This is a genomic window from Shinella curvata, from assembly GCF_022899935.1.
In the GTDB taxonomy this organism is placed as follows: domain Bacteria; phylum Pseudomonadota; class Alphaproteobacteria; order Rhizobiales; family Rhizobiaceae; genus Shinella; species Shinella curvata.
In genome coordinates this window covers 25,785-38,696 of the sequence record NZ_JALJCJ010000010.1, presented here as the reverse complement: position 1 = coordinate 38,696, position 12,912 = coordinate 25,785, and the positions used below count along the sequence as shown (strand labels likewise).

Annotated in this window: 10 protein-coding genes and 4 pseudogenes; 5 read left to right on the top strand and 9 right to left on the bottom strand. The window is 59.1% G+C overall.

Going from position 1 to position 12,912, the window contains the following annotated elements; translation table 11 throughout:
- The first annotated feature begins 246 nt into the window (after positions 1 to 246).
- The gene (locus MUU55_RS27285; protein WP_244763988.1) at positions 247 to 1,431 is read left to right on the top strand and encodes an ATP-binding protein; all 1,185 of its coding nucleotides are present in this window, start codon (positions 247 to 249) and stop codon (positions 1,429 to 1,431) included.
- 221 nt (positions 1,432 to 1,652) lie between these two features.
- Here MUU55_RS27285 and MUU55_RS27280 read toward each other — a convergent pair.
- From MUU55_RS27280 to MUU55_RS27260, 5 genes and pseudogenes are all read right to left on the bottom strand, one after another.
- Positions 1,653 to 2,762: pseudogene (locus MUU55_RS27280) on the bottom strand (helicase-related protein); the annotation flags it as partial.
- 258 nt (positions 2,763 to 3,020) lie between these two features.
- Positions 3,021 to 3,344 (bottom strand): annotated as a pseudogene (locus MUU55_RS29440) (DUF1419 domain-containing protein); the annotation flags it as partial.
- A gap of 111 nt (positions 3,345 to 3,455) precedes the next feature.
- Positions 3,456 to 4,433 carry a DUF3991 and toprim domain-containing protein gene (locus MUU55_RS27270; protein WP_244763924.1) on the bottom strand — a complete coding sequence of 326 codons (978 nt, stop codon included), beginning with the start codon at positions 4,431 to 4,433 and terminating at the stop codon, positions 3,456 to 3,458.
- 204 nt (positions 4,434 to 4,637) lie between these two features.
- On the bottom strand, positions 4,638 to 4,814 hold the full coding sequence (locus MUU55_RS27265) for a hypothetical protein (protein WP_062557342.1): 177 nt from the start codon (positions 4,812 to 4,814) through the stop codon (positions 4,638 to 4,640).
- A 585-nt stretch (positions 4,815 to 5,399) separates the two neighbouring features.
- Positions 5,400 to 5,567, bottom strand: a pseudogene (locus tag MUU55_RS27260) (AAA family ATPase); the annotation flags it as partial.
- A gap of 381 nt (positions 5,568 to 5,948) precedes the next feature.
- Here MUU55_RS27260 and MUU55_RS27255 point away from each other — a divergent pair.
- Complete coding sequence (locus MUU55_RS27255; RefSeq protein WP_342346079.1) at positions 5,949 to 6,251, top strand: response regulator; 303 nt, start codon at positions 5,949 to 5,951, stop codon at positions 6,249 to 6,251.
- Between the two features lie 68 nt (positions 6,252 to 6,319).
- On the opposite strand, the gene MUU55_RS27250 is transcribed toward MUU55_RS27255, so the two are convergent.
- Entirely contained in the window at positions 6,320 to 8,440 is a 2,121-nt protein-coding gene (locus tag MUU55_RS27250; RefSeq protein WP_244763923.1) for an ATP-binding protein, read from the bottom strand.
- Positions 8,427 to 9,932 (bottom strand): ATPase domain-containing protein, encoded by a 1,506-nt coding sequence (locus MUU55_RS27245; protein WP_244763987.1) that lies wholly within the window; start codon positions 9,930 to 9,932, stop codon positions 8,427 to 8,429. The genes MUU55_RS27250 and MUU55_RS27245 overlap by 14 nt, the downstream gene beginning before the upstream one ends.
- 324 nt (positions 9,933 to 10,256) lie before the next feature.
- Here MUU55_RS27245 and MUU55_RS27240 point away from each other — a divergent pair, with 324 nt between their 5' ends.
- Both MUU55_RS27240 and MUU55_RS27235 read left to right on the top strand, forming a co-directional pair.
- Positions 10,257 to 10,748, top strand: coding sequence for a hypothetical protein (locus MUU55_RS27240; RefSeq protein ID WP_244763922.1), 492 nt, complete (start codon positions 10,257 to 10,259; stop codon positions 10,746 to 10,748).
- 9 nt (positions 10,749 to 10,757) lie between these two features.
- Entirely contained in the window at positions 10,758 to 11,237 is a 480-nt protein-coding gene (locus tag MUU55_RS27235) for a DUF3658 domain-containing protein (RefSeq protein ID WP_244763921.1), read from the top strand.
- Between the two features lie 287 nt (positions 11,238 to 11,524).
- Here MUU55_RS27235 and MUU55_RS27230 read toward each other — a convergent pair whose 3' ends face one another.
- Together MUU55_RS27230 and MUU55_RS27225 are read right to left on the bottom strand one after the other, a co-directional pair.
- Positions 11,525 to 11,761, bottom strand: a complete 237-nt coding sequence (locus tag MUU55_RS27230; RefSeq protein ID WP_244763920.1) for a hypothetical protein — start codon at positions 11,759 to 11,761, stop codon at positions 11,525 to 11,527.
- Between the two features lie 107 nt (positions 11,762 to 11,868).
- Complete coding sequence (locus tag MUU55_RS27225) at positions 11,869 to 12,213, bottom strand: hypothetical protein (RefSeq protein ID WP_244763919.1); 345 nt, start codon at positions 12,211 to 12,213, stop codon at positions 11,869 to 11,871.
- Between the two features lie 290 nt (positions 12,214 to 12,503).
- Here MUU55_RS27225 and MUU55_RS27220 point away from each other — a divergent pair.
- Positions 12,504 to 12,646: pseudogene (locus tag MUU55_RS27220) on the top strand (IS66 family transposase); the annotation flags it as partial.
- Positions 12,647 to 12,912: the final 266 nt, after the last annotated feature.

The following is a 12,912-nucleotide window of genomic DNA, read 5'->3' as shown; positions in this document are numbered from 1 at the left end:
ACAGCGCCAGGCTGGCCGACCTGCGATCGGGTGCCTTTCAAATTTCTTCCCTTTCTCCTTTTCTGGTCCTCCGATATAGACGGCGATCCACTCCGGATTGGACGAGCTTGAACTCCGAATTGGACGACGGTAGTTTCCGGATGGGACATATGACTAGAGATGCTTTCAGGAGTTTGACGTTTGACCGGCGATCTCAAGGGTAACGCGCTTTTCCCGAGGGGCGCATCTGCGCGCGTGGCGATCGCGATGACTGATACGCCGGTCGTTCTGGTGAACGGGCCGCGCCAGTGCGGGAAGACCACATTGGTCCGCTCTCTATTGCCTAAGGAACGACCATATTTCACTCTGGATGACGACACGACACTGGCATCGGCCAAAGCCGATCCCGTCGGCTTCATGCGGCAGATCGATACCGCAATCCTTGACGAAGTTCAGCGAGCTCCCGAATTGCTTCGCGCTATCAAGGGCGCCGTCGACAACGACCGACGACCGGGCAGGTTTCTCCTGACAGGATCCGCCAATATCCTTGCACTTCCAACAGTGTCGGAAAGCCTTGCCGGCCGAATGGAGGTTGTGACACTGCTGCCCCTGGGACAGGCAGAGATCCTGCGGGAGAAGAGTAATTTTGTCGACAGGGCATTCTCCGGCGAGCTTAAGGCTCCTAGCAACATCATTGTCGGACCTGCTCTGGTAGAACGCGCACTGACTGGCGGATATCCCGAGATGATCGCCCGCACCGACCCTCGTCGTCGCTCTGCCTGGGCGAGAGAGTACATTCGTGCGATTGTTGAGCGCGACGTCAGCGAGATTGCCGATGTCGAGCGCCTCGACCAGATGCCGCAACTTCTTCGCGCCCTTGCACATCACTCGGGGAAACTTTTGAATTTCGCGCAACTGGCCGGGCAGATCGGTCTCGATGACAAGACCGCGCGTCGTTACATCGGCATTTTCGAGAACCTCTTCCTAGTCCGCAGGATCGAACCATGGTTCCGCAACCCTCTGAAACGCCTCGTGAAAACTCCGAAGCTGTTTTTTCTGGACAGCGGACTTCTCGCGGCACTGACCGGGTTATCGCAAGATCGCATTGCGAAAGACCGATCGGTCCTTGGCGCCCTGCTGGAGACTTTCGTTGCCAACGAGATTCTTAGGCTTACGACATGGAGCGATGCACGACCGACAATCCACCACTATCGTGACAAGGATCAGGACGAGGTCGACATCATTCTGGAAGATGAAAGTGGTGACATCATCGGGTTAGAGGTAAAGGCCGCGGCGACGGTCACCGCCCAAGACTTCAAAGGGCTGCGAAAGGTGTCGGCAGCGACCGGAGGTGCGTTCAAGGCGGGTTGGGTGCTCTACGACGGCGACAAGATCCTCCCATTTGGCGAAAAACTGGCCGCGGTCCCGCTGTCCTGCCTCTGGAGCAACTGAAGACAAGTGCATTGGTCCATATCAGAGAGGAGGAAACCGTCTTGACGCCGACAGAAAAAAGGGCCGCCGGCAAAAGCCGCAGCCCATAAAGTGTGGAGATCTTGAACCTCCAGAGGGGAACAGCTGCTGCGGCGGAACTGGGAGGAAGCCGCCATGTGCATCAGCTGCGCGCATTATGATGAATTTTTGATCGGACTGCACCCACAATTTGTGCAGCGCACCTATGCAACTGGCGCTTGGCTTGCTCCTGCGATGATATCCGCAGCAAGAAGCGCCTCATTCTCCCTCAACTGCCGACGCTTCTCGTCAAGCTCGTCGGCGAAGGCGAAGACGCCGCCATCGCGGGACCGATAGGAGACAAGGCGCCGTTCGGCACTCTCGAGTTGCTGGCGATACCGACGCTGCTCGTCTTCGAACCCTTCGAGAGAATGCTCTAGCCGTGAGATCGCCCCGAGAGGCGTAACCGTGACGGCCAGATCGATCTCGTAGTCTGCACCGGTTCGCTGCAATAGGATCTGGTAGTGGAAGCTCTCCTTGCCGATCCGTTCGCCATCGAAGGCGAGATCGAAACCGCCGATCGTCGCGAGATGGACCTCTCCCTCCTGTTGGAGCTGCACGAGTGTCAGGATTTCCTTCATGATAGCGCGGCCCGCCTCCTTGCGCTCGGCATAAACCTGGCCAAGCGCCGTCATCGTGAAAGCATCTCCATGGGTCGGGACCAGCCGGTCGATATCCTGGCCGATCTCCCCGATGCGCCGGCTCGCGTGCTCGATATCGCGCTGTGCGACGCGGATCTGTCGACGCACCGCATAGAGGTCGTCGTCATGCGCGGCGCGGAGGCGCTCAAGCCGGGCGATGTCGGCTTCGAGCCCCGCCTTTTTCATCAAGCGTTCGTCGCCCGAGGCGATCGCCTTGGCCATGGCAAAATGGTTGGCCTGGCCTTCGCCGAGGTCCTCGAGCCGGCGGATCGATGTGTTTCCGGAGAGGGCGGCGGCGATGAAGCGAGCCTTGCGCTCGTTGTTCTGCCACATGCTGGCATCGAGCGAGCCCTGCGTGGCATAGGCGAAGATATCGACGACATCGTGCTGATTGCCCTGGCGGACGATCCGGCCCTCGCGCTGCTCGATCTGGGACGGCAGCCATGGGACGTCGAGATGGTGGAGCGCCTTCAGGCGAAGCTGGGCGTTGACGCCAGTCCCCATCGTTTCGGAACTGCCGATCAGAAAGCGGACCCGGCCGGCGCGGACATCGCCGAACAGACGTTGCTTGGCCTCGGTCTTCTTGAAGTCCTGCATATAGGCAATTTCCGACGGCGGGACACCGAGACGGAGGTGGCGGAACTGCACCGGCAGCTTGGCGGAGACCTCATCATCGGTCAGATCATCCAGGAGCTTCAGGATTGTCCCGTTGGCGCCACTCCAAAGCATGATCGTGCGCTGCCCTCGCACCGCCGGCGGCCAGCGATCGCCCGCGTAACCACGATATGCGTCGACAGTGGCGCTCCAGATGTGCTCGAGGCGCTCATCGCGCGTCATGGCGCGGACCGGTCGGCTCTCACGTTCGACGATCGCCAACCGCATCGCTTCCACGGCCGAGCCGTCGGACAGGTCGCAATAGCCGTGGAAATGGCGAACTACCCCGTCGATCTGAAGCGCGAAGAAGATGGAGGTGACCGAACCTGTCATGAACTCCCGCATGGCAAACATCGACCCGCGGATCCACAGCGGTGGCAGGATTTCGAACATGTAGTCGTGTTCGGCCTCCGAGATTTCGAACCACTCACCGGCGTAAAGTGCAGCGGCTTCATCCTCGCCGCGCGTCGGGCGTTTGGCATGACGATCGAAAAGCGAGAACATTTGTTGGCGGGTCGCGGGCCCCTCAAAGACCTTGCGGATGACGGAGGTGTTGGACATGGGCTGCTCCTTCGGGTTTGGCGGACCGAAGCGCCGAGATCCTAACGACCCCGCCTTCCTCTTCAGCCCTTCATAACCCCTTCCGGATCGCCGGCTTGCCCGTCGGCCGGGTCAAGGGCCGGCGCAGCCGGGCGAAGCCTCCCTTGATGCGGCTGGCGGGCATGCGGCACGGCCTTTCTCTCCACCCTTCTTCCACTCTTCTCTCTGCTTCAGCACCTCGTTCCAGTCATCAGCGGGCGGCCGCAGGCGCAACCACGAGCAACCGGCGTCTTCCGCAAGAGCGCGCAGCCGATCGGCATAGACATCACCTTGAGAATTGCCGTCCGTCGCCGCGACAAGCTGAACGTCAGGCAACTCGGAAAGGCGTCGCAATGCCGCCGCGGTTGCCGACGCCCAGCCTCCGCCTGTGCTCAGATAGGCGGTTCCCGGTCGCATCCCTTCGATCGCGGCCAAACTCATGGCATCGATCGCCGCTTCGGTGACGCACAGCCTCTTTGCGTGTCGGGCACCAAGCCGAAACAGGGTCTTGCTCCCGCCGGTCGCGAAGCCGCGCCATTCAGGTCCGCGGCCCTCCCAGCCAGTTGCATTGCCGATGTCATCCGTATGCGCCGCCCACATGCTTGCGTAGGGCCCCTCGCGCAGCAGATCTTGATTGATGGCAGCGCGAATCACGAATGCGGGAAGTGACCGCTGCCACCGCAAATACCGCCATGTGGCGGAACCCGGCCACGGTGATCGACGATGGGCCCATGCCTCGGCGATAGAGGCTTGGGGCGCGGGCAGGAGATCTTCTTGCTTCCACGTTGCATTGGTGGGCTGGAGTCCGGAAATTGTGGCGATCCGCTCGCATGCCTCCGCAAAGTCGCATCCCTCGAGCGCGGTCATCAAACCGAAGATGTCGCCTTTCGCGTCACTCAAAGGATCAAACCATCCGCGACCTGAATGCGTGACGATGATGATCTCGCCGCCACGGCGATACTTGAGTGCGCGCTTGGTGCTTTCTTTGGCATCGAGGGCGAAGCCGACAGGTTCCAGCACCACCTGGCAGCCCACCATCTCGCGCAGCTTCTCGATTTCGTCTCTCGTCATTCTTCTTTCCGGCCACGTGGCGGCCGACCTTTCATCTGTTTCCTTGCCGCACTTTTGCGCGGCAGCTTCGGACGGGCGCGAAGAGCAAAGGCCGCAAGGGCGCGCCTGGCAATTGCAGGATTCGACAATTCATTCATCAGGCGCGGCGAAGCCTCCCTTGCGGCCGCCGGCTCGCAAGCGGCAGCCGGAACGGCAAAGCGGGGCTCAGTGAGCCCCAAATGGATGGAATTCATGAATGATCTCGAGGTCGTCGCTGGCGTCGATCTCGTCAGAAGGAAGGACGCCATATTCGCCGTCGACCTCGAAGACGGTCACCGGGACCATGAGGTCGCGGGAAAGCTGAAAGGCGTGGGACTGTGCGAGAGAGAGATCGTGCGACATTTGAGAGGCTCCATCCGGGAGCGGGCCAATTCCCGCTCGATGGCTCCGAAAAGGCGCGGGGCCGGGCGCGATCACCGCGCAGGCAAAGCCAAGCGGCCGCAGCTTGCTAGCGGATCCCTTGCGGGTTGATCGTGGAAGATCCGGACCGGTGCCAGGACGCCATCACGAGAGAGCGGGATTGGTTTGTTTCCGGGCGGTGCTGTCCGACAGGCGCTCGTTGTTTTCTGTTATCATGCCGTCGTTGCGTCGTTCTCGTACCGGAATGCAGGGTGCACACCGCCATGCCACTGAACAGAATTTGTACTTAAATTTCGGACAGCCCGCGACAACGTGCTGATGTCAACGTTGATATTTGGCGAGGTCTCGAAGTTCGAGGATTTCGTGGGGAGCATCTCTGATGCTGGAAATATTTGTGAACTCAGCTGCTAGCTCGTAATAGGGCGCCGCGGTAACGCGATGTAATGTTATAACTTATCACATAAGACTTATTATGGAACTTTCGGCAGCCAGACTAGGGTATTCGTAAGATGCAGACCGTTCGACTTTTCATACCACGAACGTATCATGAACTTTTGAGTCAGCGGTGCCGTCATTCATTAAGGTCACCCGGTCGGCAGCGGCGCGGGCAAGGGCCATTTCGTGGGTGACGCAAACCATGGTTATGCCGTCGCGCGCCAGGCTCTTCATCGTATCGAGCACTTCGGACACGATTTCTGGATCGAGGGCGGATGTCGGCTCGTCGAACAGCGTGATGGCCGCTCCATGCACAGCGAACGGGCAATCCAGGAATTGCAACGCGGTCTTGCGGGGGATGCGGACGCAGCAGATGCAACTCAGACTTCGCCGTTAGGGAGTGGAGAAATCGTCTACGCATATTGGGTGAGCCAAGAATTGTCGGACCGGCTCTTTCTCAAAAGCCCCCTTCGGCGCCAACAACGAGAACTTTTGATGCGCTGATGCAGAGCCAGCCCGCGACAACAAGCCGATTTGACGACAAGAGATCGTCGATAATCGGGTGCCAGCCGAGAGCAACGCGGAGCCTCAGCCGCTCGACTTGAACTCGAGTGTAGAGCCTGCGCGCGCGGAACGCGGTGAGACGGTGCTGGTCATGGATGCGACGAACCGCTGGTGCGAATGGTCGCCGCCGAACAACCCGAGGAGCTCGCTTATACGATTCTCGAGGCCGGCGACGGCTCCTCGGCCCTGAAGATTTTAAACTCAAGCATTCCCATTGATCTCCTGATCACCGATGTGGGACTTCAGAATGGCATGAATGGCCGCCAGCTCTCCGACGCTGCCCAGGTAAAGCGCAGCGATCTGAAGGTCCTCTTCATAACCGGTCATGGCGAGAACGCGGTCCTCAATCATGGCCATCTCGACCAAGGCATGCACGTCATGACGAATCCGTTTCAGATGGGCACATTGCTCGCCGCGTGAAGGGACTTATCGATGGCGCGAGGTAGGTTCGTTCGAGATAACCGCGCCACGGTGCCGGTGCGTGTGCTTTAGGCCCCAACCTCAACCATTTCCGCGATCTTTGCAGCCAGCACCTCGATCGCAAACGGCTTAGCGATCATTGCCATGTTGGTTCCAAGAAAGCCGGCTTTCGTCGCGGCGTTTTCCGCATAGCCCGTGACGAATAGGATGGGCAAAGTCGGCCGATGCGCCCTGGCGACCTCGGCGAGCTGGCGACCAGTCATCCCCGGCAGCCCGACATCCGATATCATCAAGTTGATCAGGCGCCCGAAGGCCAAAATCTCAACCGCCGGTGCGGAATCCGCAGCTTCGAGGACCCGATAATCGAGCTCTCCGAGCGCCTCGCAGATGAGTAGCCGCACGGACGGGTCGTCCTCTACGACAAGCACGACTTGCCCCTCGCCACTTTCGGACACCTGATCGGCCAGATTCGACGAGAGCGCATCCTCACCGTCCGTTGCCGGTAAAAGCAGCGAAATCCTTGTCCCTGCGCCCGGCTCGCTATCGATATTCGCCTGCCCCCCGGATTGCTGCGCAAAGCCATAGATCATCGACAGGCCAAGCCCTGTCCCTTGCCCGATCGGCTTGGTGGTAAAGAATGGTTCGAACACCTTTTCCAGGATTTCAGGCGGCATACCGACACCGGTATCAGTGACCGAAATCGCAACATAGTTGCCAGCCTTGACCCCTTGCAGCAAGCGTGCTTCGCTGTTGTCGACAAGCCTACGCTCGCTTCTGATCGTCAACCGGCCACCGTCGGGCATGGCATCGCGCGCATTGCCCGCCATGTTGAGTAAAGCACTCTCCAGCTGGTTGACGTCCGCCAAGACATTTCCAGCATTCGGATCGACCACGACCTCGATGGCGATGTTTTCGGGGAGCGTCCGGCGCAACAGCTCCTCCGTCGCGGCAAGCTGGGCGTTGACGTCCAGCGGCTTGGAGTCGAGCGTTTGCCTGCGGGAGAATGCCAGCAGGCGCGCGATCAGCGCTGCAGCTCGGTTGGCCGACTCCGTGGCCGCGTCCATGAAACGATCGACTTCCTCCAGTCGTCCGCTGGCGATGCGGCGCTTTGCGACACTGATCCCGCCGATAATACCGGTCAACATATTGTTGAAGTCGTGGGCAATGCCGCCGGTCAATTGGCCGACTGCTTCCATCTTCTGTGCCTGCCGCAGCGCTTCCTCGGCCTGGTTGCGCGCCACGACTTCCGCCTCCAGCTCGGAGGTTCGTTGCGCCACGCGCTCCTCCAGCGTGCGGTTCAGCTGGTCGAGGGCCTCCCGCTCCGCTCGAAGCGCCGCTTCGGAAGCAGCAAGCGCCGCCTCCGTCCTCTTCCTTTCGCTGATGTCGATGACGGTCCCAATCAAGCGAACCGCTTTGCCATCGGCGAAGATCGCCCCGCCCTTGGCCGAAATCCAGCGTTCGACGCCATCGTCGATCCCAATCGCCCGATATTCGATTTCGAGCCGGCCACCGCCTTCCGGCACCAGCGCAGCCGCGATGGCATCGATCGACATCTGCAGGTCGTCAGGATGGACACCTTTCTGGAAACTGCCTTCGAAACTGATCTGTGCATTGGCGTCGAGCCCGAACATCGCCTTGCAGCGCCGATCCCACCGGAGCGCCTCCGTTGCCGGATCGAAATCCCAGATCCCGATTCCAGCGGCTCCCGTGGCGAGGCGCAATTGGGTCTCGCTATCGTCGAGATCCGTCAAGCGGTCCCGCATCTGGAACTGCTTCTGGCGCAGGCGCATCGCCGAGGCGACAGCGCTGAAGAGCGATGCGCGCCCCAGCGGTCGTTCCAGGACCACGCTGTTGCTTGCAAGATCGAACAAGGCGAGCTGCGACAACCGCACATTTGGGGTACGGCCGGTTCTCGGCGCGGCGAGCAGGGTAAAGGGAACGTCGGACCAGGATGGTTGGTGCTGGAGAGCCTCACGAAGGACCGCAACGCCACCCACAAGGGCTTCCTCGGTCAATAAGATGGCTCCGATGTCCTCGCTCAGGAGCGCGGCAATTTCGACCAAGTCCCGGCAAATGGAAACGAGATAGTCCTGTTCGCGCAGTAGGGTTGCGACGCTGTCTGCATCTCTTCCGTAGGGGGCGCTGACCAGGATACGCTGGCCTTCGCGCTGCACGTCAGTCTTTGCCACTTCGATCTTCCATCAGGGGCTCATTGGCCCCCGTGTATTCCGGCGTTCCGGTCAATATTCCCCTAAACCTGGACAACGGATCACCCACACGGACACCGTCTCGGTCGATGCGCAGCTCGCGGATCGTGTCCTCATGGACCCCACCACGGTTCTTAAGCACAGATATTGCTTTGCGTACCCTGCCACCGGCCTCGAAGAATCGAAGTAAGATGACCGCATCGGCCACATAGGAAATGTTCAGGTTCGTAGACATTGAACCGACCAGGCCATTTTGCGGATTTATCAGGAAGGTCACCACGCCCTTCTGGCTGAGATAGGACAGGAGCTCGTGCATTTGCAGGATGAGTTGTTGTTCCTGCGGCATCGCTGCCAGGTACCCGTTCAGGCTATCGACGACGATCATGCGTGATCCACGCCGTTCGACCTCATGGCGCACACGCGCGGCAAACTCCCCGGGCGAGATTTCGGCCGGATCTATCTGTTGGATCGTCAGGACGCCACTTTCGATATGCTTCTGGAAATCCAGGCTGAACGCTCGCGCGCGGGCCAGCAGCGTGCCGATCCGCTCGTCGAACTCGTAGACGGTGCAATGCTCTCCGCGTTCGCAGGCCGCGTAAAGGTATTGCAGGGCAATCGTCGTCTTGCCGCTTCCCGCGGGGCCCGTCAGCAGCGTGCTCGTCCCGCGCAACGGTCCACCTCCCAGGAGATTGTCGAGCTCGGCAACACCACTCGGGGTGATTTCGCCCAGGAATTCGGCATGGTGGGTAGAGGCAATCAAGCGTGGATAGATCTCCAAACCGCCGGTGCGGATAGTGAAGTCGTGATAACCGGCAATGAAGTCTACCCCGCGCAGCTTCTGGACCTGTAGGCGACGGCGAGCCGCGCCGAAATCGAGCGTCAGCCGCTCCAGCGTGATAACCCCGTGGCAGAGACTGTGGAGATGCACGTCGCGGCCGGAATCGTTGCCCGTCATATCGTCGACGAGGATGACGGTCGTGTCGCGTCCCGAGAAAAACTGCTTCAGCGCCAAAACCTGGCGACGATAGCGCAGCGGGTCTTGAGCAAGTAGGCGCATTTCCGAGAGGCTATCGAACACCACGCGCTTCGGCTTGACGCGTTCGACCTCTTCTTGGACGAGCCGGATCGTCTCTCCGAGTTCCAGCTCCCAGGGGTGCAGGATCGACTGTTCGCGGCCGTCGCCGAAGACCTCTGAGGCTGAGCTGAATTCGAAGATGTCGAACTCCTCGATGTTCCATCCATGCGATGCCGCGACAGCGGAAAGCTCTTCTTTCGTCTCGGAAAGGGTGATGTAGAGTGCTTTTTCGCCTTGCTTTATACCTTCGCGGAGGAATTGCAGCGCCAAGGTGGTCTTGCCTGATCCAGGAGCGCCTTCCAGCAAATAGAGGCGACGAGACGGGAGGCCGCCTGCCAATATGAGATCGAGGCCTTCGACGCCTGCACGAGCTCGGTCATTGAACTTGACCTCGGCGATCTTGCCGCGGAACCTGATCCTTGGACTCGCGAACAAGACAGAGTGGGGCGTACTCAGGCAATCGGCTCGAAGGACGCAGGCGTACTGGCGACCTCATGACCCACGACCTTTTGGTTTGGGGCATCAAGCCCTGCGCGGTGCCACTCGGGCTCCTGGTACGGCCTTTCCTATGATCGGATGTGAAGACGTACGCCTCGGGCAAGGCCACGATGATAATCTGCACGCTTGAGGACCCCTGCTTGCCTTTTGCAGGTGAGGACACGTGGTATGGGCAATCAACCGGAACCGACATAAAAGGCAGCGCTTTCGCCCGCGGACTTGCAGATGCTTGAGAAAATTCTCAACGCATGGTGCGAGGAAAATGGAGCTGCAAGAAGCTCTGTAGCAGCGCAGAAGATAGCATCCGCCCTAGTCGCTTGGTATGAGCAGGATGCAACCGCACGGAGCCGGGCTCAGTTCGAGAACGCCGATGCACAGCCATCGCCCGAGATCGAGCGCCTTTTGCGCCGGATTAACGAGTGCCCCTTGAACTGTGGATCTGAGACCATCGGTGCAGAAGCAAGACGGCCTGAGCAACAGAATCGCTCGGCCATTCACTGGTCATTTCTCACTCGCCTTGCGGTTCGCAGCGCCATGACGGTCAGCGGATCCATTGTCAATCTACGCACCTCTGCACGCGCAGCGTGGTGGAATATGGGCGGTTGGGACATTGAGAACAGCCTTCACGCCTTCTGGTCGAACGCGGACAATGCAGATCGGTTGATCGTCTGGTTTGGGCAGCATTCAGCCAGAGAATTTGCCTTTCGCCTGGCGTGAGCATGGAGAATGGCGGGTCGCTCATACGATGTGATCGATGTTACAGGCATCCGTGTGCCCGTCAGATGGGGCAATGGCACTGATGGAGTGATCCAGTCTGCTCAGGCCGTTTCCATCATACCTGGCAATGAACTGGCAACACTTTTCGGTCGCGAAAGTCTCGTTTCCGCTGATGAAGACATTCTGAACCAGCGGAAATGGGAAAAGCTTATGGCCGATAATGCACCATTCCGTATTGTAACCGCAGATGGTCTCGCGTCCGCACCTATCGATCACTTTGATGCTTTGCTACTCTCGCAAGCCACTTCGGAATGGAAAAAGGTTGCCTTTATCGTCGGCAGGGCTCTCGGCCTGAGCCACTACCCATATTTGCAGGTCGGCGACATGGCATTGCATGAGCGTCTAATTTCTTTGGTTCAGAAAGGTTCGCTCATTGCAGATGGCAACCCTTCGGAAATGAGAGATTGCCAAGTACGCCTACCAAGCTAAGCCATAAAGACTGCCGTACAGCCGTTACCCCACAAGATGAAAACACAACGGTTGTATCAACGTGCGAGCGAAGCAGCACTTACCGTTGATCCGCTATAGTGCACCACTGTCCCTACTTTACGCTGCGTGATACGCTTTTCACAACGAGGGAGAGAATCAATGGCTGAGCAACGGAAGGCACTGGATCCGCAGCTGATAAAACACATGCGCGAGGTTGCTCGCCACCTGCGGGAATTGGACGTTTCTCCCCGCGCAGCTCGCGACATCCTACGGAACTACGTCACCGATCAGGATGATGGCTTGGATAGCGCGGCCAAAGCATCGACAACGGCCAACTGAGGCTCGGCCCTCCCGTCGATGACGGCGCCCTCATTGATCTCCTCGATCATCATGGCGGCGAAGTATGGGACCATTTTGTATTTCTTACCGAGATGTCCCTCAATCCATTTGAGGTATGCCACCGCGCGCTGCTCGGTGCTGCTTAAATTGCGACGTGTTTTCTCGAACGGTTTGGTCTGGCCCACGGTTGAATCCCCCCGACTCAGTTGAGTTGTTTCAGCATGGCACAACCATGAACAAACTCAATCCCAAGGCGATAGTCATCCTGAGCTTACTCGCCTTAAAATAGAGTTCAACCATCAACCTCGTCCCCAGTCACATTACCAAAACCGACGCGAGCCCGTCCGCGCGACCGTGGGCGCGTGATCCTCGTCCATTCGGACGATCTGTACACAGTCAATCCATTTTGCGGCGGTGTTTTCGCTTGGATCGGGACTTTTCCTGATAGCAAGTCGATAGCGTGCTCGTACGCCATAGTCAAAAAATGTGCGAGGATCACATCATTTCTTGCTGCCAGCGGAAGTGCCCCGTGGAGCATGCTCTTCAAGAAATCGATATCTTCCATCGGCGTCGCCAGCGGCAACCTGACTTTTCGTCCGATTTGCATGGCTGGCGGTAACCTTACTTTTCCACCCATTTCCGTGTCCCCCATCGATAGAGCCACTTACCAGCGTGACGATATGTGCAACCTGAGGAACACGCAAGGCTGAATATTGGCAGCGCAGTACCAACCCTAACGGGAGCTGTTCTTATTCATGCCTCATTCATATCCGCAATCACATGTTGATCATGGACGCCGGGCTTGCGACCTGAGAGGGGTCCGTAGACGATGCTCCAAGCCCCGGCGGACCTCTCACATCATGGACGGGGCATCGAGGCGAAACCTATGGTGACCGCCGGTCCAATGCAACAAGAGCACCTGTCGGTGCCCGCGTCGCGATTAAATCCCCGCTCGGCAAACCTTTGGCCTACCCGCCAAATACTGGAATGGTCTGAAGCTCTTCCTGACCGACGGCCGCATCGAGATTGACAACAACAGCGCCGAGCGAGCCATCCGGCCAATAGCCTTGAAGGGAAGCCCTCTCAAGCACTGAGCTCAGTAGCCTCTGGTCGTACCCGGCTCGACTCCTGCTTGAATTAATGCTTCTCTTTTCGCGATAAGAGGGAGAGGGCCATGGGGATGGATTTAACGCGCGGGGCGACCTGCGCATTGATGGCGTTTGCGCTGACGGCATGCACGACAACACAGGCGGAGATGGGGACAGCGCCGGAAAAGGTGAGCCAAGCCGCCCTCTGTCGATCCTATGTCCAGAGCCAAGACGATACGCTGCGCTAC